At 70.6% G+C, this 22,078-nt stretch carries 14 protein-coding genes and 2 tRNA genes; 7 read left to right on the plus strand and 9 right to left on the minus strand.

Going from position 1 to position 22,078, the window contains the following annotated elements; all coding sequences use genetic code 11:
* Window positions 1–52: 52 nt before the first annotated feature.
* The 3 genes from C1C97_RS10425 to C1C97_RS10435 all read right to left on the minus strand — a co-directional run bounded on the left by C1C97_RS10425 (window position 53) and on the right by C1C97_RS10435 (window position 3,854).
* Window positions 53–1,753 (minus strand): phospho-sugar mutase, encoded by a 1,701-nt coding sequence (locus C1C97_RS10425; protein ID WP_121031729.1) that lies wholly within the window; start codon window positions 1,751–1,753, stop codon window positions 53–55.
* Entirely contained in the window at window positions 1,753–2,409 is a 657-nt protein-coding gene (gene deoC / locus C1C97_RS10430) for a deoxyribose-phosphate aldolase (RefSeq protein WP_110919343.1), read from the minus strand. The genes C1C97_RS10425 and deoC overlap by 1 nt, the downstream gene beginning before the upstream one ends.
* Window positions 2,410–2,558: 149 nt before the next feature.
* On the minus strand, window positions 2,559–3,854 hold the full coding sequence (locus C1C97_RS10435) for a thymidine phosphorylase (RefSeq protein WP_121031890.1): 1,296 nt from the start codon (window positions 3,852–3,854) through the stop codon (window positions 2,559–2,561).
* Between the two features lie 129 nt (window positions 3,855–3,983).
* On the opposite strand from C1C97_RS10435, the gene C1C97_RS10440 reads away from it, so the two are divergent.
* Together C1C97_RS10440 and C1C97_RS10445 are read left to right on the plus strand one after the other, a co-directional pair.
* On the plus strand, window positions 3,984–5,246 hold the full coding sequence (locus C1C97_RS10440) for a NupC/NupG family nucleoside CNT transporter (RefSeq protein WP_233542884.1): 1,263 nt from the start codon (window positions 3,984–3,986) through the stop codon (window positions 5,244–5,246).
* A gap of 30 nt (window positions 5,247–5,276) precedes the next feature.
* Window positions 5,277–6,212 (plus strand): sugar-binding transcriptional regulator, encoded by a 936-nt coding sequence (locus C1C97_RS10445; protein ID WP_121031733.1) that lies wholly within the window; start codon window positions 5,277–5,279, stop codon window positions 6,210–6,212.
* Window positions 6,213–6,371: 159 nt separating this feature from the next.
* On the opposite strand, the gene C1C97_RS10450 is transcribed toward C1C97_RS10445, so the two are convergent.
* The gene (locus C1C97_RS10450) at window positions 6,372–8,375 is read right to left on the minus strand and encodes an FAD/NAD(P)-binding protein (protein ID WP_110919346.1); all 2,004 of its coding nucleotides are present in this window, start codon (window positions 8,373–8,375) and stop codon (window positions 6,372–6,374) included.
* 246 nt (window positions 8,376–8,621) lie between these two features.
* Between C1C97_RS10450 and C1C97_RS10455 the strand changes: the two genes are divergently transcribed.
* Window positions 8,622–10,112 (plus strand): MDR family MFS transporter, encoded by a 1,491-nt coding sequence (locus tag C1C97_RS10455; RefSeq protein WP_110919347.1) that lies wholly within the window; start codon window positions 8,622–8,624, stop codon window positions 10,110–10,112.
* A gap of 141 nt (window positions 10,113–10,253) precedes the next feature.
* Here the strand turns inward: C1C97_RS10455 and C1C97_RS10460 are convergent, their stop codons facing one another.
* Both C1C97_RS10460 and C1C97_RS10465 read right to left on the minus strand, forming a co-directional pair.
* Window positions 10,254–12,179, minus strand: coding sequence for a S8 family serine peptidase (locus tag C1C97_RS10460; RefSeq protein WP_233542885.1), 1,926 nt, complete (start codon window positions 12,177–12,179; stop codon window positions 10,254–10,256).
* A 212-nt stretch (window positions 12,180–12,391) separates the two neighbouring features.
* Window positions 12,392–12,480, minus strand: a tRNA-Ser gene (locus C1C97_RS10465).
* Window positions 12,481–12,680: 200 nt separating this feature from the next.
* On the opposite strand from C1C97_RS10465, the gene C1C97_RS10470 reads away from it, so the two are divergent.
* Entirely contained in the window at window positions 12,681–13,802 is a 1,122-nt protein-coding gene (locus C1C97_RS10470; RefSeq protein WP_121031735.1) for a glycosyltransferase, read from the plus strand.
* Window positions 13,803–13,935: 133 nt separating this feature from the next.
* Window positions 13,936–15,315: a lipopolysaccharide biosynthesis protein gene (locus tag C1C97_RS10475; protein ID WP_233542886.1), complete on the plus strand. Its 1,380-nt coding sequence runs from the start codon at window positions 13,936–13,938 to the stop codon at window positions 15,313–15,315.
* A 22-nt stretch (window positions 15,316–15,337) separates the two neighbouring features.
* Here the strand turns inward: C1C97_RS10475 and C1C97_RS10480 are convergent, their stop codons facing one another.
* Both C1C97_RS10480 and C1C97_RS10485 read right to left on the minus strand, forming a co-directional pair.
* Window positions 15,338–16,471, minus strand: coding sequence for a glycosyltransferase family 2 protein (locus tag C1C97_RS10480; RefSeq protein WP_121031738.1), 1,134 nt, complete (start codon window positions 16,469–16,471; stop codon window positions 15,338–15,340).
* Window positions 16,472–16,635: 164 nt separating this feature from the next.
* Window positions 16,636–18,789, minus strand: a complete 2,154-nt coding sequence (locus C1C97_RS10485) for a RecQ family ATP-dependent DNA helicase (RefSeq protein WP_121031740.1) — start codon at window positions 18,787–18,789, stop codon at window positions 16,636–16,638.
* Window positions 18,790–19,372: 583 nt separating this feature from the next.
* Between C1C97_RS10485 and C1C97_RS10490 the strand changes: the two genes are divergently transcribed.
* Window positions 19,373–19,771 carry an SRPBCC family protein gene (locus C1C97_RS10490; protein ID WP_110919352.1) on the plus strand — a complete coding sequence of 133 codons (399 nt, stop codon included), beginning with the start codon at window positions 19,373–19,375 and terminating at the stop codon, window positions 19,769–19,771.
* 58 nt (window positions 19,772–19,829) lie between these two features.
* Here C1C97_RS10490 and C1C97_RS10495 read toward each other — a convergent pair.
* Window positions 19,830–19,902: transfer RNA gene (locus tag C1C97_RS10495), tRNA-Lys, on the minus strand.
* A gap of 303 nt (window positions 19,903–20,205) precedes the next feature.
* Here C1C97_RS10495 and glsA point away from each other — a divergent pair.
* Window positions 20,206–22,047 (plus strand): glutaminase A, encoded by a 1,842-nt coding sequence (gene glsA, locus C1C97_RS10500; protein ID WP_121031742.1) that lies wholly within the window; start codon window positions 20,206–20,208, stop codon window positions 22,045–22,047.
* Window positions 22,048–22,078 lie beyond the last annotated feature (31 nt).

Below are 22,078 nucleotides of genomic sequence, written 5' to 3' on the forward strand. Positions count from 1 at the left end.
CCCCTGGTGTCCCAGGCGGGCGGGGGCTCTCGTCATGCGGGGCGCGGAGGTCTCAGAAGCCCAGGACCACTCGCAGCTGGTCGCTGATCGCCGCCAGCCGCCGGGCGGCCTCCGCGCGTGGGACGGCGGCGCCCTCGGCCACGGGCAGCACGACCTCCAGGTAGCACTTGAGCTTGGGCTCGGTGCCGGAGGGGCGCACGATCACGCGGTCGTCGGCCTCGGTGCGCATGAGGATGCCCTCCGTGGGGAGCATCTCGGGCCCACCCTCGGCGAGGTCCACGAACTCCACCACCGGTGAGCCGGCCAGTTCCGCGGGCGGGTTCTCCCGCAGCCGCGCCATGCCGCGGCCGATGAGCGAGAGGTCCGCCACGCGGAACGTGAGCGGGGCGGTGGCGTAGAGACCGTGCAGGCGCGCCAGCCGGTCCAGCTCGTCCTGGACCGTGGAGCCGCGCTGCTTCAGCTCCGCCACGAGGGACGCCACGCGCACGGCGGCGGAGACGCCGTCCTTGTCCCGCACCGCGGTGGGGTCCGTGCAGTAGCCGATGGCCTCCTCGTAGCCGAAGCGCAGCCCTGGGGTGCGCGCGATCCACTTGAACCCGGTGAGGGTCTGGCGGGACGAGAGACCGTGGTGCTGCGCGATCCGGCCCAGCAGCCGCCCGGAGACGATGGAGCAGGCGAGGGTGTCCCCCGCGCGCTCCGGATCCGCAGCGGCGTCCTCGCCGAGCAGCGCACCGAGCTCGTCACCGCTGAGACGGCGCCAGTCCCGGGCGGGATCACCCGTTCCCGCGCCGGTGGGCACGGCCACCGCGCAGCGGTCCGCGTCCGGGTCCAGTGCGATCGCCACGTCCGCGTCCTCCCGGGCGGCCAGCGCCGTCACGAGGTCCATGGCCCCCGGTTCCTCCGGATTCGGGAAGGCCACCGTGGGGAAGTCCGGGTCCGGTTCGGCCTGCTCCGCGACCACCGACACGCGGGAGAACCCGGCCTGCTCCAGCACCCGCCGCGCGGTCCCCAGGCCCACGCCGTGCATGGGGGTCAGGGCAATGGTGATGTCCCCGGAGTCCGCGCTGGTGCGCAGGGACGCGGCGCGGTCCACGTAGTCGGTGACCAGGGCGGCGTCGGCGGTGGTCACGGACTCCGGGTCGCGGGGGACCTCGTCCGCGGCCGGGGTGGCGGCGATGCGTTCGGCGATCCGGGCGTCGTCGGGAGGGACGATCTGCACGCCCTTCTCGTCGTCCGTGGCCACGGCACGGCCACCGAGGTAGACCTTGTAGCCGTTGTCCGCGGGCGGGTTGTGGGAGGCGGTGACCATGACCCCGGCGTCCGCGTCGAGTGCGCGCACGGCGTGGGCCACGAGCGGCGTGGGCAGCTGGGCGGGTAGGCGCACCGCCCGGCAGCCCGCGGCGGCGAAGACGGCGGCGGCATCCGCGGCGAAGTCCTCGGAACCGTGGCGGGCGTCGCAGCCCACCACCACGAGCGGCTCGGAGCCCACCCGGTCCAGCAGGAACTCCGCCAGTCCCGCGCTCGCGCGGATCACCACGGCGCGGTTCATCCGCGACTCACCGGCCCTCACCGCGGCCCGCAGACCCGCGGTGCCGAAGACCAGCGGGCCCTCGAAACGGGAGCCGAGGTCCGCGAGCGCGGCCTCGTCACCGGAGCGCGCGGCGTCGAGCAGGGTGGCCAGCTCGGTGCGGGTCGCGGCATCGGGATCGTGCTCGATCCACTGCTGCACACGGTCGAGAAGTTGTTCGCTCATCAGGAGTCCAGTCCTTCCAGGACGGTGCGGGTGCCGGAGAGACCCAGGCGGGTGGCGCCCGCCTCGACCATGGCCAGTGCGGCCTCGGTGGTGCGGATGCCGCCCGAGGCCTTGACGCCCAGGCGTCCCCCCACGGTCCCGGCCATGAGGCGCACCGCCTCGACGCTCGCGCCGCCGGCGGGGTGGAAGCCCGTGGAGGTCTTGACGAAGTCCGCCCCGGCGGCCTCCGCGGCGCGGCACGCCGCGACGATCTGCTCGTCGTCCAGCGCGGCGGACTCGATGATGACCTTCAGGACGGTGGGCGCGGGGCACGCCGCGCGCACGGACTCGATGTCCTCGCGCACGCCGTCCCAGTCGCCGTCCATCGCCAGACCCAGGTTGATGACCATGTCCACCTCGTCCGCGCCCCGGGACACGGAGTCCGCGGCCTCCACGGCCTTGACCTCGGAGGGGTGCGCACCGGAGGGGAAGCCGCACACGGTGGCGAGCTTCACCCCCTCGGGCAGGTCCACGTCCAGGCGGGACGGGGACACGCAGATGGAGTAGGCGCCCAGGTCCGCGGCCTCGCGGGCGAGATCGGCAACCTGCTGGGCGGTGGCCTCGGGCTTGAGCAGGGTGTGGTCGACCATGGCGGCCAGTTCGGTGCGGGTGGTCATGCGGTTCTCCTTGGTGGTTCGGGTGCGACGCGTCGCCCTCGCGAGGGGACGCCGTGGTGCTGCGGCGGTGCTGGGGTGAGGGGCGGGACGCTCGAGCGGGCTCGTCCGGGGTGCTGATCGACCCCGGACGGGTCCCGCCCGGGGCCCGCTCAGGCGATCCGGTCCAGGACCACGTCCTCGCGGGCACCGGTGCCGTCCGCGGCGTCGGGATCGACCGTGGCGCCGCCGGCCAGGGACTCCAGGGCGCGGTCGAAGCGCTCCGGGGTGTCCGTGTGGAGGGTGAAGAGCTTCTGTCCCCGGGTGACGCGCTCGCCGGGCACCGCGTGGATCTCCACGCCGGCGCCGGCCTGCACGGGATCGCCCTGCCGGGCACGTCCCGCGCCGAGGCGCCACGAGGCGACACCCACGGACATGGCGTCCAGCTCGGTGAGCACGCCGTCGGTCTCCGCGAGGACGTCCTGCGTGTGCGCAGCCTGAGGCAGCGGGGCATCGGGGTCCCCGCCCTGGGCTGCGATCATCTTCTTCCAGGTGTCCATCGCCCGGCCGTCCTGCAGCGCGGCCGCCACGTCCGCGTCCTGCACGCCGGCGGCCGCGAGCATCTCCTGGGCCAGGGCCACCGTCAGGCGCACGACGTCGCCGGGCCCGCCCCCTGCCAGGACCTCCACCGATTCGCGCACCTCCAGGGCGTTGCCCACGGTGCGCCCGAGGGGACGGGACATGTCCGTGAGCAGGGCGACGGTGTCCACACCGTGGTCCTTGCCGAGGTCCACCATGGTGCGGGCGAGCTCACGGGCGTCCTGCTCCGACTTCATGAATGCGCCGGGTCCGGTCTTGACGTCCAGCACCAGGGCCCCCGTGCCCTCGGCGATCTTCTTGGACATGATCGAGGAGGCGATCAGCGGGATGCACTCCACGGTGGAGGTGGTGTCCCGCAGGGCGTAGAGCTTCTTGTCCGCCGGGGCCAGACCGCTGCCGGCCGCGCAGATCACGGCGCCCACGGTGTCCAGGATCTCCATCATCCGCTCGTTGGACAGGTCCGCCTGCCACCCGGGGATGGCCTCCAGCTTGTCCAGGGTGCCGCCGGTGTGGCCCAGACCGCGGCCCGAGAGCTGCGGGACGGCCACCCCGAAGCTCGCCACGAGGGGCGCCAGCGGGAGGGTGATCTTGTCCCCCACCCCACCGGTGGAGTGCTTGTCCGCGGTGGGCCGGGAGAGTGCGGCGAAGTTCATCCGCTCGCCGGAGTCGATCATGGCCTGGGTCCAGCGGGAGATCTCCGTGCGGTCCATGCCGTTGAGGAACACGGCCATGGCCAGGGCGGACATCTGCTCGTCCGCGACCACCCCGCGGGTGTAGGCGTCGATCACCCAGTCGATGGCCTCGGGGGACAGCGTCTCGCGGTCCCTCTTCATGCGGATGACGTCCACGGCATCGAACGCTTCGACCATGGTGTTCACTCCCTCGTGTAGGTGCGGCGCCGTGCGGTGGCGGGCGCGGACCCGCGACACGACTCACTCGCAATCCTAGGCGTCGCGTCGGAAACTCTGTCAACTATAGTTTTGACAAATGTTCGCACCGTGGCAGAGCCGCCGCGGTGCCGTGAATCGAAAGCCGAGGTCACCGTGGACCGTTTCCAGGGCCTGATCGGGATCTTCCTGATCCTGGGCATCATCGTTCTGCTCTCCCGCCACCGCAGCGCCATCAAGTGGCGCACGCTCGCCGTGGGCCTGGCCCTGCAGATCGGCGTGGCGCTGCTGATCCTCAAGTGGGGCCCGGGCTTCGAGGCCCTGAAGTGGTTCTCGGACCTGGTCCAGGGACTGATCGGCTTCACGAACGAGGGCACCAAGTTCGTCTTCGGCGGTCTCATGGACGAGAAGAACGGCTTCGTCTTCGCGCTCAACGTGCTTCCCGTGATCATCTTCCTGGGGGCGCTCATCAGCGCGCTGTACTACCTGCGGGTCATCCAGGTGTTCGTGCACGTGCTGGGCACCGTGCTGAACAAGATCATGGGCACCTCCAAGATCGAGTCCGTGTTCGCCTCCACCGTGATCTTCCTGGGGCAGAGCGAGGCCCCGCTGATGATCAAGCCGTACCTGAGCAAGCTCACGCGCTCCGAGCTGTTCGCGTGCATGACCGGTGGTTTCGCCGCGGCCGCGGGCTCCACCCTGGTGGGGTACTCGCTGCTGGGCGCACCGCTGCCGTACCTGCTGGCGGCGTCGGTGATGAACGCCCCCGGGTCCCTGCTCGTGGCCAAGGCGCTGATGCCCGAGACCGAGAAGTCCGTGGCCTCCGTGAACACCCTCAAGGTGCGGGACACCGAGTCCAAGAACCTCATCGACGCGGTCGGCACCGGTGCGCTGAACGGCGGTCGCATTGCCGTGATCGTGGGCTGCCTGCTGATCGCGTTCATTGCGCTAATCGCCCTGCTGTCCGCCGTGCTGGGCTGGTTCGGCTCGCTGTTCGGCTTCGAGGGCTGGTCCCTGGAGGGGCTGTTCGGGATCATCTTCGCGCCGCTCGCGTGGGCCATTGGCGTGCCCTGGCAGGACGCCGCACAGGTGGGCAACTTCATCGGCCAGAAGACCATCCTCAACGAGTTCGTGGGCTATACCGCGTTCGGCCCGGAGATCCCCAACCTGGATCCCCAGTCCGTGCTGATCACCACGTTCGCCCTGGCCGGGTTCGCGAACCTCTCCTCGATCGCCATCCAGATCGGCTCGTTCGGCGGCCTGGCCCCGGACCGGCGCTCGGACGTGGCGCAGATGGGGCTGTTCGCGCTGCTCGCAGGCTTCCTCACCAACATGCTCAACGCCGCGCTCGTCGGCGTGATCATGGGCCTGTGACGGCGTGCTGGCGGCACTGAGGGCGACGGCGTGGAGCTGAGTCCCCGGGACGGCCAGTCCCTCGAGGTGGCCCGGCTGTACTACCAGCGCGGGCTCTCCCAGGCGGAGGTGGCCCGGACACTGGCCATGTCCCGCCCCACGGTGTCCAAACTGCTGCAGCACGCGCGCGAGTGCGGTTTCGTGAGCATCGAGATCCGGGACCCCCGCACGGTGTCCACGGACGTGGGGCGCGAGCTGTGCTCCGCGTTCGGGCTCGTCCAGGCCACCGTGGTGGCCGATGCGGAGACCGAGCACGAGTTGCTGCACAACCTGGGTGTCGCCGGGGCGCGCATGCTCGAGGAGAATGTGGCCGACGGCGATCTCGTGGGCATCACGTGGGGTCGCACCATGCGCGCCGTGGCCCAGGCGCTGACCCCCCAACCGCGTAGCGGCGTGCACATGGTCCAGCTCAAAGGCGGCAGCAGTCTGGTCTCACCGGCGGCGGGGCATTTCGAGACCGTGCGGATGTTCTGCACCGCGTTCAACGCCTACCCCCACACGCTGCCCCTCCCGGCGCTCTTCGACAGCCCCGAGGTCAAACGCCTCGTGGCGCAGGACCGGCACATCGAGTACGTCCTGGACCTGGGCCGCAGCGCCCGGGTGGCGGTGTTCACCGTGGGCTCCGCCGGACGGGACGCACCCCTGCTCGCACGCGACTACCTGACCACCGAGGAGCGGGAAGGGGTCGCGCAGCGCGCGGTGGGTGACCTGTGTTCCCACTTCATTGACGACGCCGGCAACCCCGCCGTGCCCGAGCTCGACGCCCGCACCGTGGCCATCCCCCTGGACTTCCTGCGGCACAAGGAGATCCGGATCTGCGTGGCCGGCGGCGCGGCGAAGACCCCGGTCCTGCGCGCGGCACTGCGGGCCGGGTACGTGTCCCACCTCGTCACCGACGAACGCACCGCCCGCACCGTCCTGGGCTGAGCCGGCGGCGCGGTAGTGGTGGGACCCGCATGGTTCGGCGCGATCCCGGCCGGGTCGACGTGATCCCGGCGGTGTCGGCCCGAGCCCACCCGTCCCGGCCCCATGGCGCGCGGTTGCTCCGCGCACGGTCACTCCCCGTATGACGCCGCCCGGGCCGGATCACTGCCGCGCGCGCGGCTCTCCCAGGATCTCCCGGGCGATGGCGTCCGCGTCCGCGATGGTCCGGGCACCCAGGTGGGCCGGTGCACCGGCCTCGGCCGCGATCGACACACCCCACTGCACCGAGGACAGTTGCAGACCGATCACGTGGATGCCGGGTTCCACCGCGTCTTTGTCCCCCACGGCGCGGTAGACGAACGAGCCGGCCGCGGCGTCGTCGTCGTGGGCACCCCGCGGACGCTCGCGCGAGACGTCCAGACCCGTGCTCGTCTCGGGGCTCGCGCCGTCGCGCGTCTCCATGAGTTTCGCGCGCACCAGGCCGCGCTCGTGCATGTGCGTGAGCAGCGGGGAGATGTTGCGGTGGACGTCGTTGCTCGGGGACATGGCCTCGATCATCCACCGTGAGCGCACGGGTGCCGCCTCGACCCACGGGGACGCGGCCACGAAGTAACCCTCGGAGCGGTCCACGACGAAGCGCGGTTCGGGGCCCAGGAACCGCACGATTCCTGCGCGGGTCAGCGCGGCGAGCTGCTGGATCCGCAGCACGGGCGGTCCGGAGGCCAGCCCCTCCACGAAGGGTTCGAACTCGCGCTGCAGCTCGTGGACCCAGGACGAGTCCGAGATGCCGATCTCCGCAAGGACGCACTTGAGCACGCTGCGCGCGGCATTGAGGGACGCGATCGCCATCTTGACGGGATCGTCCTCACCCTGCAGGGACCCGTGGACGTCCCGGTCCAGGTAGTGCACCACGGCGGCCGCGTACTCGTCGTGGCTCGCGAAGCTCACGTCCTCGAAGGGCCGAGCGAGCCGGGCCTGCTGCAGTTGCCGCCCGGGGACCACCGAGTCCGAGATCAGCGCATCGCTCTTGCGCGCCCAGTTCACGTCCGTGCGATCCGTGAGGATTTCATCCAGCCGGTCCAGGAACGCCCGGGGGTCCCCCAGGAACGCGTCCGGTGCCGTGCGCGCGAGCACCACGTAGTAGTTCCACACGGCGTCCTTACGGATCAGGGGTCCGAGTTGCCGGTCGAAGGACAGCTCGCCGGGGCTCGAGGCCGCAACGTGGCGCACCGCGTCCACGGTGAAGAAGCGGGTCTGCAACGACGCCGCGTAGTACCCCCGGAGCCGCGGCTTCGCCCGGTACGGCGTTCCGCGACGCGAGCCCGCCACGATCTTCGGTTCCCGTCCGGAGGGGTGGTACACCAACCGTTCGGGGTTGTCCAGATCGGTCGTGAAGCGGCCTCCCCGCCCCTCGGTGAGCTGGGCGAGCGCGTCGCAGAAGTTCAGGCCCATGCCCCGCACGAGCACCGTCTCGCCGTGCGGTAGATCGGGCCACGCGGCGTCCGCGGGCACGGTGGGCGGCCAGTACGTCAGTCCGTGTTCGGCGGCGCCGTCCACGAGTTCCTTCTGGGACGGACGCAGGTGCGCGTCCAGGTGGCCCAGCGCGAGCACGACAGCGTCCGCGGGCAGCACCACACCGCCCGCGAGTTCCACGGAGTAGCGATGACGCCCGTCCGTCCTGACCCACGCGTCCACGGCCTCGGCGCGGTGCACCGTGAGCTCCACGGTGCGCGGCAGGTTCTCCCGCAGGGTCGCGAAGACCCACGCGAGGTAGCGCCCGTACGTGGCGCGCGGCGGGTACCCCTGCGGGGTCAGCCGCGCGAGTTGGTCGCGTTGCTCGTCCGTGAGCGGGCTCACCGGGGTGATCTCCCCGGCGACGACGCCGCGGCGCCACCGTTCGAAGCTCACCCCCCGCAGGGGCTCCAGCGCGGGGACTGCCAATGCGCCGTCGGCAGCGATCACGGTGGGGAAAAGAGAAGGGGTGTTCATGAGGAACAGCTCCGACTGGTCCGTGCGCCACACATGCCCCGGTCCGGGAGGGAAAGGATCCACCAGGTCCACGTGGACACGGATCCCGTGGGCCGCGGAGTGCGCCGCGAGCCGTTCCACCACGGACAGACCTCTGGGGCCCGCTCCCACCACCACCACGCGTTGCTGAATCACCACGTCCTTCAGGATAACGAAGGGTGACCCCCGTTCGGGCCGGGCATGAATCCGACGTGGACGTCCGGCCGGTGTCGCGCTCGAGTGCTCGACGGACCGACCAGCAGACCACCCGCGGGCGTGCTGCGGGCCTGGCGGAGCGCTCCCGATGCGCATGTGCACGCGCTCGTCTGTGACCGTTACCCTTACAGGGGCCCGGCCCCGGAAGGCCCGCCCGACCCCGTCCGCTCCAACGCTGGGAACCTCTCCATGTCCTCTGCCGCTCCGGCCGAACCACGCACGCTCGCCCCCCAGGGCACCACCGGGACCATTGCGGTGCTGCTCGTGGCCGCGTTCGTGGTGATCCTCAACGAGACCGTCCTGAACGTGGCGCTGCCCCACATCATGGGAGACCTGCACGTGGACGCCGCCACGGTGCAGTGGGTGACTACGTCCTTCATGCTCACGATGGCCGTGGTGATCCCCACCACCGGGTTCCTGCTACAACGCTTCAGTACCCGCGCGGTGTTCGCCCTGGCCATGGGCAGTTTCGCGGCCGGGACCCTGCTGGCCGCGCTGTCCCCGAGTTTCGGGGTGCTGATCGCCGCGCGCGTGATTCAGGCCTTCGGCTCGGCGATCATGCTCCCGCTGCTGATGACCACCATCCTCATGCTCGTCCCCCAGCAGCGCCGCGGGGTGGTGATGGGCAACGTGTCCATCGTGATCTCGGTGGCCCCCGCCCTGGGTCCCACGCTATCCGGGTTGATCCTGGCGCACTTTCCGTGGCGCACGGTGTTCTGGTTCGTACTGCCCATCGTCCTGCTGGCCCTGGTGATCGGCCTGCTGCGGTTGCGGGACGTGAGCGAACGCGGGAGCCTCACACTGGACCTGCTGTCCGTGGTGCTGTCCGTGCTGGGCTTCGGTTCCCTGGTCCAGGGCCTTTCCGTGGTGGGGGCCGCCGGTTCCCACGCCGGCACCGAGTCCGGCTGGCTTTCCACGACCGCCGGCGGTGCCACCGTGCTCGCGCTGGGCGTGGTCCTCGTGGCCCTGTTCGTGTGGCGGCAGATCCGGTTGCAGCGCAAGGACCAACCGTTCCTGGACCTGCGCACGTTCCGGCACCGGGACTTCACGGTCTCCGTGGCGGTGCTCGCGCTCGGCATGATGGCGTTGTTCGGCGGTGTGATCGTGTTGCCCCTCTACCTGCAGACGGGCCGCGGGCTGGACACCCTGCAGACCGGCCTGATCCTGCTGCCCGGTGGGCTCATCATGGGTCTGCTGGGACCGCTCGTGGGTCGGTTGTTCGACGCGTTCGGCCCCCGCCCCCTGGCTGTTCCCGGCGCCGCACTGCTGACCCTCGTGATGTTCGGCTTCTCCCGGTTGCAGTCCGACACCCCCGTGTGGTGGATCGTGACCCTGCAGATCTCCATGTCCGTGGGGCTCGCGCTGATCTTCACGCCCGCGTTCACCTCCGGGCTGAACCCGCTGCCGCCGCAGTTGTACTCGCACGGTTCCGCGACGCTGTCCACGTTGCAACAGGTGGCCGGCGGTGCGGGCACGGCGTTGCTCGTGGGCGTCCTGCAGGCCGGCACCGTGATTCATGGACAGGCCGACGGCACCACCGTGACCGATTCCATCCCCGGTGTCCACGCGGCATTCGTCACCGCCACGGTGATCGCGGCGATCGTCCTCGTGCTCACGTGCTTCATGCGCCGCTCCACCCCCACGGAACTGACCCGCGTGGGGGACGACGCCGCTCGGTAATGTCCGCGCGCGGATGCCGCAGCGCTGTCGTACCCCGCCCACGAACCGCTCGAGAACATCCGAGGCCCGAAAAGGCACGCTGCCAATCGGTGGCGTGCCCTTTCGGGCCAGGAATGCAGCGGGTGGATCACCGCGGGGCGGTCACTTGATGCGGGTGACCTTGACACCCCCGCGCGGGGTCCAGGTGTACTGCGTGCGCTCGCCCGTCTTGATGTTCTGGAACCGCTGGTAGGCGCCGGTGGACGTGCGGACCTCTGGGGAGATCGGGTACCCCGCCTTGGTCTCGTACCCCTTGCGGACCCAGATCTGGCCGATGCCCGAGCTCTCGACGATCGGTTGCGCACCCGTGCGAGCGCTCCACAGGATCTTGGTGGTCTTGCCCGAACGCGGGTCCACGAAGCTCTGGTAGTAGCCTCCCGTGGCGGTGCGCTGCTCGTTGTTGAACGGGATGCCCACCGCGCGGGCACCGCCCAGGCCCTCGTGGCGCGAGCCGATGCCCGTCCACGTGCGGACCTCGCGCACCCCGGTGCGGGAGGACCAGTAGAGCTTGGTGGTGCGCCCGTTCTTCACGAAGTGCTGCACGACGCCGCCCACGCCCGTGTCCCGCTCCCCGGTGGTCGGATTGCCGTAGACGCCCGCCTCGCCGTGGGACTTGTAGTACGTGGCGATCGCCCCGCGCGTGGTGGGCGCCACCGCGCGGGCGGCGCGCACCGCGTCCACCTTGCGGTAACCGTTCACGTTCACGCCGGTGTCCCGCAGGGTCTTACGGATGGCCTCCACGCCGATGTTCGGGTTGCGTTCCTTCATGAGCGCGATCACCCCGGACACGTGCGGCGCCGCCATGGACGTCCCGCTCAGGTCCCCGTACGAGGGAGCGCCCAGGCTGAACTTCCCCGTGTTGACCGTTGACCAGATGGGCGCGTTGGTGTCCCCGCCCGGGGCCGCGACGTCCACCATGGGGCCCCAGTTCGAGTAGCCGGTGATTTTGTTGTGGGACGACGTCGCGGCGACCACGATCGCGCCGCCACAGTTAGCGGGGGCGGCGAGGTTGGCGCTCTTGCCCGCGTTACCGGCCGCGACCACGAGTGGGACCCCGATCTTGTGCATCCGGTTGACCGCGTTCTGCATGACGGGCGCGCACGTGGGGGCGTCCCAGGCCTCGGAGAGGTTCACGACCTTGGCGGGGGTCGTATTGCGCGGGACCCCCGGGATGGCGATGCCCGCGGACCACATCACACCGTCCGCGATGTCCGAGACGTACCCGCGACCGTCCGCTCCCAGGACGCGGGCGTGCTGGATCCGGGCGTCCGGGGCCACCCCGGCGATCCCCGTGCGGTTGTTGGTGTGGGCCGCGGCGATCCCGGCCACGTGCGAACCGTGCCACCAGTTGGGCCGTCCGGGGCTCCAGTCGCCCTCGTCCTGGGGGTTGCCGTCCCGCCCGTTGCCGTCCCGCGAGTGGTACAGGTCCGAGAGGAAGTCGTACCCGCGCACCGTGCGCTGATTGAGGTCCGGGTGGTTGATCTGGCCCGTGTCCGCGATTCCGATCACCACACCATTGCCCGTGCCGTGGGACCACGCGGAGGGCACGCCGATGTTGCGGGGACCCCACTGGTAGTTCCAGTAGCGGTCGTTCGGGGCGGACGCCGCGTGCGCCGCGAGCCCGTTGACCACGATCAGGTCCGGTTCCGCCGATTCCACGGCGGGGTCCTTCTCGAGGGTCTCGACCACCGCTTGCTGCTCCGCCTTGTCGAGCATCGTGTCGGATTCCACGACCTGCTCGGCGTTGCCCGTGGTCTTGACGATCTCCGGGTCCTCGATCTCGGTGGCCGTCTCCACCTCGGTCAGGACCTCTTCCTTCTGCGCCTCGGGGACGTGGTCCTTGAACTTCACCACGACCCGGTCGGTTTCCGCCAGGACCTTGCCCTGGGCGCCCGTTCCCCTTCCGAGGGATTCGACGCCGCCCACGGTCGGGGGTTTCGTCTGAGCCTGTTGTTCCGGGGTGGGTCCCTCCGGGGGTGCCGCCGAGGCGGGTGCGGCCGTGGCCAGCAACAGCGCGGAGACGGACAACGTGAGAAGTGTTCGGGCGGAGCGTCGTGGCATGATTTCCCCCTCGGGAATCAGCTCGCGGAGGCGGGATCAGCACCGGATCGAGGTGGCTGACGCCCGTGGGCGGGAGCACCGGACTGCGAGTGCCACGGACTTTACCAATGTAAATATCGCGAGGGTACCCCCGACACGAACGAGGGCCCCACATGACGTGTGGGGCCCTCGACATTTCGCGGAGACGGGGGGATTTGAACCCCCGGTCCGGTTTAACCCGGACCCTTCATTAGCAGTGAAGTCCATTCGGCCGCTCTGGCACGTCTCCGTGTCGTTCGTGATGCTCCAGTTCCATGAGAACAGGCTCATCCCAAAACAACGGACGTCAGCTTATCGGCACGGTGCGCGAGCGGTCAAAGCGGCGGGCGCGTCGTTCCCGCCGGGATGCAGCGGCAGCACACCCCGGCGTGGTAGTCATGGTGCGGGGCGTTGTGCTCCGTCCGCTTCCTCCCGAAAGGTCTTCGTCCCGTGCGATCACTCGTCGTCACCGCGTGGTTCCCCGACGCGGAAACCCCCAGCCGCACCCCCTTCATCGTGGAGCACTGCTGGGCGCTGCAGGAAGCGGGCCACGACGTCGCTGCGGTGCACGTGAACATCGGTTGCCGCTCGCGCACCACGGAGCAAGAGGTCTACCAGGGCATCCCCGTCACCCGTGTGTGGCTCGATGTGATGGATCCTCGTTCCTACGCGCACGTGACCCGCGTGCTCTCCGCCGGGCTGCGCGGCGCGGACGTGCTGCACACGATGGCGTTCTCCGCGGTCCTGCTGAGCGCACCGGCCTGGGCCGTGCGACGGCTGCCCTGGGTACACACCGAGCACTGGAACGGAGTGGTCAATCCCGCGAGTGTAAATCCGCTGTGGCAGCGGTTGGCGTGGCTGCGGCATGCCTTGCGACTGCCTCACGTGGTCACGGGCGTGACCGCCGAGCTGTGCACCGAGATGGCGCGCTTCTCCCGCCCCGGGGCGACCCACGTGGTGCCGTGCGTCGTGGAGAACCCTCACCCGGCCGCCGAGTTCCCGGCGAGCCCGCCCCTGCGACTGGTGGGCGTGGGGGCACTCATCGATCGCAAACGCCCCGTCCTGGCGTTGGAGACCGTCGCGGAACTGGTGCGCCGCGGAGTGGACGTGCACTACACCCTGGTGGGCAAGGGCCCCCTCATGGAGTCCCTCCCGCAGACCGCCCGTGAGCTGGGCATCGAGGACCGGGTCGAGCTGACCGGGGCGGTCTCCCCGGCGGAGATCGCCCAGCGGCTCTCCGACGCGCACATCTTCTTCCTCCCGAGCGCCCAGGAGAACTTCTTCACCGCGGTTGCCGAGGCGATCGCGGCCGGACGGCCCGCCGCGGTCCCCCTGAGCGGTGGGTTCGACGACTACTGCACCCCCGAGAACTCGGTGCTCACCCACAGCTGGGACGTCCCCGTGCTCGCGGACGCGATCGAGACCGCGCGGGACCGCTTCCGTGAGGCCGATCCGGCCGCCATCGCCGCCACCGTGCGCTCCCGGTTCTCCCGCGCGGAGATCGGTGCGCAGTTCTCCCGGCTCTACCGTGCCGTGACGCGGGATGCGTCCGGTCGACACGCGAGTCGATAAACTCCAGGATGTGACATCCTCCCCCACCTCAGGCTCCCCCTCTCGGCGGTGGCGGGGAATCCTCTTCCCCCCGCCGAATCACGAGAACCGGGACAACCCCATCGGTTCGTCGTTCGCGTTAACCGTGATCGCCGTGTTCGTGCAGGGACTCTCCCGTTTCGGGTACAGCCTGCTGGTGGGCAACATCCTGGGCAGTGAGATCCTGGGGCGGGTCAACCTGGCCATCTCCCTGGCCCTGTTCCTGGTCCTGCTGTGGCCGCAGGCCTCGGGCAACGCGGCGGCCAAGTTCATTGCCATGGCGCGCGGTCAGCAACACCGCGAGGAGCAGTTGTCCGTGGCGGTCTACGCGTCACGCACCGCGGCCCTGGCCTCGGCGGTGCTGGCCGTGGTGGCGGTCGTGGTGGCCACGTACTTCCTGCACCTGCCCCCAAGCTACGCGCTGTCCGCGGGCCTGCTGGTGATCGCGCTGTCCGCCTACAACTTCGTACGCGGTGTGCGCACCGGCAACAACCAGTTCGTGACCACGGCCGTGTGGGACTGCATCAGCTCGGGGATCACACTGACCCTCCTGCTCGTGGTGCTGCTGGGTGGTTTCACACCGCTGCTGCTGGTGCCGCTGAGCCTGGGCTACCTGATCTACGCGATCCCGGGCTGGCCGCACCGTTCCGGCGGCCCGCTGCCCACATCCCTCAAACGGCAGATCAACTCGTTCACGGCGTGGGCGTCCATCAACATCCTCACCGCTTCGGGTCTGCTGCAACTGTCCATGATGCTCGGCAAGCACTACGACACCCCCGCCGCGGTGGGTCAGTACTCCGCCGCGGTGAGCATCGCGACGCCGGCCAGCATGCTCTCCTCCTCCATGCTCGTGGCCCTCGCGCCGGCCGTGGCCCGCATGTTCACCGCCGGGGACATGGCCGGCATGAAACAGCAGCTCGATTCCATCCTGCGGGTCATGGTGCTCATGTTCCTGCCCGTGTTCGGCGTGGGCATCCTCTGGGCGCCGTACGTGATCCACGGGCTCTACAACGCCCGCGCCGAGGAGTTCACCGGGGCCGTCCCCCTGCTCATCGTCCTGTTCTTCGCGGTCTCCGCCACGAGCTTCAACGCCTCCAACTCGCGGCTCAACGGCGGAGAGAGCTGGGGGGTCCGCGCACTCGCGGCGTGCAACGCGCTCGGGCTGATCCTGGGCGTCGCCACCGTCCTGTGGTGGGGTCCGCGGCTCGGTGTCATGGCCGCGGCCATGGGGTACCTGGTCGGCTGCCTCATCAGTGCGGTGGGGCCGCTGATCATTGTGTGGGTCCACGACCGCATGAAATGGTCCGGTCTCATGTTCCGGGTGATGTTGGGGTACGTGCTGATCCTGTCCGGGCTGTGGCTCGTGTTCACGCACCAGGGCGTGCTCGTGACCGTCCTGGCGACCGTGGCTTTCCTGGCGCTGTGGTGTGCGATCTCATGGCGTGATCTCGCACCGCGTGTGGCCATGGTCATGCGCAGGTTCCGTCGCGGCTGACCCCATCACGACGGCGGCCGGTTCAGTTCCGCGACCCCGCGGCGAGCGCCCAGCGGTAACGCAGCATCTGGACGGCGCTCGCGGCGACCACCCGCAGGGGTGCCTGCCGGCCCAGTACCCGGGTCCAGCGCTCGGTGCGCAGCGCCCCCGGCGTGGTGTAACGACGTCGCTCGGCCAGGGCCGCGAGCAACTCCCGCTCCCCCGCGCCCGGGGACAACAACCGCGCGACCCGCAGGTCCGCGCGCGAGAGCTGGTCCGTCACGTGCGGCGCGTACTGCGTCAGTTCTTCGAACACGGCATTCGCCGACCGCGCGTAGTTGGCGTCCCAGGTCCCCGAGCGCACGGCGTGCTCCAGAGCGGGGAAGAAGTTCACGCGGATGTACTTGAGGATGTAGGACCGCTTCAGCTCGTCCGGGGCCCCTGCGAACCAGGGTTCGCGTATCAGGTCCAGCGCGGCGGCCACCTCGTCGCGTATTGGGAGGGACTGCCGGGAGACCCGCGCGTCGGCATCGGCGTGGACGAGGTAACCGGGCGTGCCCGGCGCGGAGTCGATCCGGCGGGAACCCGCGTAGAGGGCCATGACGAAGGACTGGTCCTCCCCGGTGCGCACGGACTCGTCGAACCGGGCACCCATCTGCCGAGCGGCGTCGACCCGGACGAGGCCGAATGCCGTGCTGCGGTACCCCAGGCGGTCCTTCACAGGATCCAGATCCGAACGGCGCAACGGCCTGACGATGGGGGTGATGTCCACCCTCGGGTTCTCGTGGTGCTGGAAGGGCATGACCAGGTCGCTACCGCGCCGCTCCGCGATCCCGAGCCAGCGGGTGACGGCCCCCGGGTCCAGGGTGTCGTCGCTGTCCAGGAAGCTCACGTAGCGGGCGGATGTCCCGCGCAGGGCCTCGTTGCGCGGCACCGCGGCCGTGACGCCCTTGTCCTCGCACTCCAGGATGTTGACCAGCGCCCGCTGGGTCTCCGACAGCATCCCGGCCACCTGAGCTGCTGTGAGGTGGTGGGCCACCACGGTCACGCGGCACTGCCCCGGGGCCGCCCCCGTGCTCGCGCGCAGCGCCGATGCCACGGCGCGCCCGAGCGGACGGGTGGTGGAATGCACAGGGATGACGATGTCCACGAGCGGTTGATCAGAGCGTTCGGTCATGCGCCCAGACTAGGTCAGCGCAGCCTGGCGTTGCCTGGGCTCAGCCCTCCCCGGCCTCGCGTTCGCGGGGGCCCGGGCCCTCCGGTGCCACGCTCCACGGTGCCGCCGTGCGAGCCGGACGGCTGCATTCGACCGGCACTCATGGGCCACGCCGGGGCGGGGTCCTACCCCTGCGCCGCGAGCACGAAGGGCAGCACGGCGTCGGCCCCCGCGAAACGCAGCTGCCGGGCCGCTACCGTGAGACTCCACCGGCTGTCCACGAGGTCGTCCACCAGGAGGATGTTCGCGCGGGGTGTGCTGGCCAGCTGCCGTGCCAGATCAGGGGCCACGACGAACCGGTCCCACACCTCGGCCAGTCGGTAGGCGCTGTTGCCCCCGTGCGACCCCCGGGGAACGTCAGGGTTCAGCTCCAGCGAGCCCCAGAACGGCAGATGACCTGCGGACGCCAGACCGCGGGCCAGGGAGTCCACCAGCCGCGGCCGTGACACCGAGGGCATGGCCACCACGGCGGTGGGCCGCTGCTGCCAGTCCCACTGCGCCAGGACCGAGATGCTGGCGCGCCCGAGGTCGGACGTCACCGTGGAATCCACGGCGGCGCCGTTCTGGTCCCCGTGGAAGATCTCCCGCAGGCGCTGTCCCCACCCGAGGTCCGTGAGCCGGGCCAGGGCGCGTCCCCGCTCGGCGCGTTCCGCCTCCGGGATCTTGCCCTTGAGGGGAATTCCCAACCGGTCCATGCCGGTGGGCCACTGGGCCCGGGGTTCCAGGGGAACGCCGGCCCGGTGCAGGGCCGCCTCCGCGGCGTCCGAGGACTCGGAACGCACGTCCGTGGGATACCACGGCCCGGCGCAGGCGTCGCAGCGGCCGCACGGCTCCCCCGTGGGATCGTCGAGCTGGCGCGTGAGGAACTGCATGCGGCACTCGTCCGTGGTCTGGTAGTCCAGCATGGCCTGCTGCTCGGCGCTCCTCGCCTCGCTGACCCGTTCGTAGCGCGGGGCGTCGTAGGTCCAGGGGCGGCCGGTGGCCTGCCAGCCACCGCCCACGCGCTCCACCGCCCCGTCCACGGCGAGCACCTTGAGCAGCAGCTCCAGCGGGGAGCGTTTGATGTTGACCCGGGGTTCGAGGGCCGCGACCGACAGCGCCCCGCCGTGCTCGGCGAGCGCCCGCAGCACCGCGGTGGCCTTCTCCTCCGTGGGCATCGACGACGTGGCGAAGTACTCCCAGATGTCCCGGTCCTCGCGCCCCGGCAGCAGCAGGACGTCCGCGCTGTCCGTGGCGCGTCCCGCGCGTCCCACCTGCTGGTAGTAGGCCACGGGTGAGGACGGCGCTCCCAGGTGCACCACGAACCCGAGGTCCGGTTTGTCGAAGCCCATGCCCAGGGCCGAGGTGGCCACGAGGGCCTTGACCTGGTTCTCCTTGAGCGCGGTCTCCAGTTCCTCCCGCTCCGCGGCGTCCGTGCGGCCGGTGTAGGCGGCCACCCGGAGTCCCGCGTCCGTGAGGGCCCGGGCGGTGTCCTCCGCGGCGCCGATGGTCAGCGCGTAGATGATCCCGCTGCCCGGCAGCTCCTCCAGGTGCTCCAGCAGCCATGCCAGCCGCACCGCCGTGGACGGCAGGCGCAGCACACCCAGTCGCAGGGAGGCCCGGGACAGCGGACCCCGGAGCGTGAAGACCTCACCGCGGTAGCCGGAACCCACGCCGAGCTGCTCCCGGACGTCCGCGATCACGCGCTCGTTCGCCGTGGCGGTGGTGGCCAGCACGGCCACGGTGTCCGGCAGCTGACCCAGCATGTCCTTGATCCGCCGGTAGTCCGGACGGAAGTCGTGGCCCCAGTCCGAGATGCAGTGGGCCTCGTCCACGACCAGCAGTCCGAGCCGCGACATGAGCTGGGGCAGCTGCTCGTCCCGGAACCTCGGGTTGTTCAACCGCTCCGGGGAGACGAGGAGGACGTCCAGCTCGTTGCGGTCCAGGGCCGCGGAGATCTCCGCCCACTCCGTAGGGTTGGCGGACGAGATGGCGGCGGCGCGCACCCCCGCGCGCCGCGCGGCCGAGACCTGGTCCCGCATGAGCGCGAGCAGCGGGGAGATGATGAGCGTGGGGCCGTAGCCCTGGGCACGCATGAGGAGCGCGGAGAGGAAGTAGACCGCAGACTTGCCCCATCCCGTGCGCTGCACCACGAGCGCCCGGCGGTGCCCCTCCACGAGCGCGGACACGGCCTCGAACTGTCCGGGGTGGAAGTCCGCCGCCGGATTGCCCGTGAGTTCACGCAGATGCTCCAACGCGCGGGATCGCAGCGGCACGGTGCTGTGGGAGGGTTCGGTCATGGACCGAGTGTCCCAGGGCTCTCGGACACGCATAAGCGTGGTGGGCAGGATGGGGAAACCGGATGCCCGTTAACGTGATGCGTCCGCTGCGTCCGAGCCCATTCCCCCGAATGGGCCCTCTCGACGCAGCGGACGCACACGCCGGTGACCGGCGCGGATCGGATCCGCTCGAAGTGCGTGCCCCCCGGCACGGACTTCGTTTCCTCGCATCACGGGGATGATCCGAACGCACCACGCCCCCCAGCGTGGACGGCATTCGCATCAGTGATGATGAGCGCGGCCCGTATTCCCCCCGGTCATGACCGCACAGCACCGTGTTCCCCGTGTTGCGATGACTTCATGCTGGCACGCCCCCACATGGATTTCCACCACGGGTCAGAGCCACGACGACGGATCACAACTTTGTGGACAAGCCGAACTTTTCGCATGTTCACCCATGTCAGGGCGGGATTTGCCGCGTCCGCCGCTCGTCCGGGCACTCGGGGGAAGGCCGCGTCGTAGCGCAAAGTGGGGACATCTCGATCCGCCCGCGACGCCGTTCGGTCCCGTGGACCGGGCCCCGGATCCCGGGCACACTGACCCCATGGACATGACCCTGACCCGAACCGGCCCCGCCCACCCGCAGGACGTGTGGCTCCACTACCACCGCCTGGGACTGTGGACCGAATGGGCTCCGCACCTCACGAGGGTCCGCGCCGACTCCACCGTGCTGCTGCCCGGCATCGAGGGCACGGTCACGGCGCTGGGTCTCGTGCCGGTGCGCTTCCGCATCCTCTCGGTCGAACCGGACCGGCACCGGTGGTCCTGGCGGGTGCGTCTCGGACCGGTCGCCATGGAACTGGAGCACGACGTCGCGCCCGCCCCGGACGGTGGCACCAGGGCCAACATCACGATCCACGGCCCCGCCGCGGTGCTGCTGGCCTACAGGCCCCTCATGGGCTGGGCGCTCTCGCGGCTCGTGCGGGTGGGACCACCGCGGTGACGTGAACGAGCCGGACACGAAAAATCCCGCCCCGGCGGAACCGGAGCGGGATGTGCTGTGCGCCCTGTGGGGCTCGAACCCACGACCCATGGATTAAAAGTCCACTGCTCTACCAACTGAGCTAAAGGCGCGCACTGCGCACGAGGGACGGACCCGCGAGCGAGCAGGCCCACTCTACCGCAGGCGGGATGCTTTGCCAGTTCGCGCCCGCGGGCCCGGCGGCCCGCAGAGGGGCCCGTGCGGCGTCGTCGCACACCGCGGACCACAACGGTGTGAGAGCCCGGGAACGGGGCTGGAAGCCGCCCGCACGGTGACCGGGCCCATCGCGCGGACGGGGCCCGGGGATGTGGGACCCTGGAGGACGAGAACCCGCACCGCGGACGGCCGTGACGCACGGCCTCCGGGCGGGCCCGCCGATCCCCGAGGAAACACCCATGAGTACCGTCCCCATGTCCAAGCTGGGCCCCTCCCCCGTGACGGAGTACCTGCGTCGCGTGGTGGCGGACCTGCGCTCCGTGGAGGGCGGGGCGGTGAACAGCTCCATCCCGGAGCTCGCGGCCGCGGACCCCTCGACCATGGGCATCGCGGTGGCCACCGTGGACGGCGCGCTGTACCAGGCCGGGGACACCAAGCACGAGTTCTGCATCCAGTCCATCTCCAAGGCGTTCACATACGCGCAGGCGCTCACGGACCGCGGCTCGGACGGCGTGTTCGAGAAGATCGACGTGGAGCCCAGCGGCGACGCGTTCAACGAGATCTCGCTGCAGCCGGACACCGGGCGTCCGTCCAACCCCATGATCAACGCCGGTGCGATCGCCGCCACGTCCCTGGTGCGCAACACGTCCCACGGCACGCGCATGGAACGGATCCTGCGGCTGTACTCCGCGTGCGCCGGGCGTCGGCTGCGCATCAACAAGAACATCCAGGCGCAGGAGCGCCGCGCCGGGGACCGCAACCGCGCGCTCGGCTGGCTGCTCACGTCCCGCGGGATCATCGAGGGCGATCCCACCGGCGCACTAGACGACTACTTCGGTCAGTGCGCCGTGATGCTCAACTGCGTGGACCTCGCCCGCATGGGGGCGACCCTGGCGGCGGGCGGACGCAACCCCGTCACGGGCGAGCGCGCGCTGGAACCCGAGGTGGTCTCGGACGTGCTGTCCGTGATGAGCACGTGCGGCATGTACGACGACGCCGGGCGCTGGGCGCTGCGCGTGGGCCTGCCCGCCAAGTCCGGTGTCAGCGGCGGCGTGGTGACCGTGCTCCCGGGGCAGCTCGCGGTCGCGGTGTTCTCCCCGCCCCTGGACCGCCACGGCAACTCCGTGCGCGGCGTGGCCGCATGCGAACGGCTCACCAAGGACCTGGACCTGCACTTCGCGCGCACCGAGCGCAACGGGCACTCCACGGTGCGCTCGGAGTACACGCTCGCCGAGGCGCCGTCCCTGGTGCGCCGCAACGAAGCCGCCACGGAGGTCCTCGAGCACCACGGCGAGGACGCCCGGATCATCGAGCTGCAGGGCGATCTGCGGTTCGCCGGTGCGGAGACCGCCGTGCGCACGGTCCGGGAGGCCGCAAGGAAGTCCCGCTACGTGCTCGTGGACATCCGCCAGGTGGACGACATGGCCCGCTTCGTGATCCCCATGCTCGGCCGCGCCGCGGAGCAGGTTGAGAGCACCGGGCACCACGTGGTGCTCATCGCGGAGAAGAGCAGCGAGCACACGCGGGGGCTGGAGCACCCCATGACCGTCTTCGCCACCCGCGCGGAGGCGCTCACATGGGCGGAGGACAGGATCCTGGAGCAGTTCGGGGACGCCGAGTGCATGCCGGACAACGTGCACTCCACGCGCTCCGAGCTGCTGAGCTCCCTGGACGAGGAGGACGTCCGCCGCATCCGGGAGCACACGGAGGCCGTGGAGTGGGATGCCGGGTCCACGCTGCTGCGCACGGGGCAGAAGTTCAACGGCGTGTTCATGGTGACCTCGGGCAGTGTGGAGGTCTCCCGGCGCTCACCCCAGGGCGACCGCGTGGAGCTCGAGGTGATCGGCCCCGGGATGAGCTTCGGTGAGATCGCCCTGGGCACCGAGCTGCGCTACCTCGTGACCTTCACCGCCCTCACCCACGTGACCGCGCGCCGGCTGTCACCGGAGGCCATCACGCGGATCGAGGAGGGGGACCCTGCACTGGCCATGCGCTGGTGGCGCGCGGTGGGCCAGCAGGCCATGCTGCGCATCGAGGAGCGCTGGCGCCAGCAGGCCGGGGAGACGTACACGGCGGACTGACCCGGGCGCCGTCGTCCCCGGGGGCGCGTCC

Source organism: Kocuria tytonis (genome assembly GCF_003226895.2).
Lineage (GTDB): Bacteria > Actinomycetota > Actinomycetes > Actinomycetales > Micrococcaceae > Kocuria > Kocuria tytonis.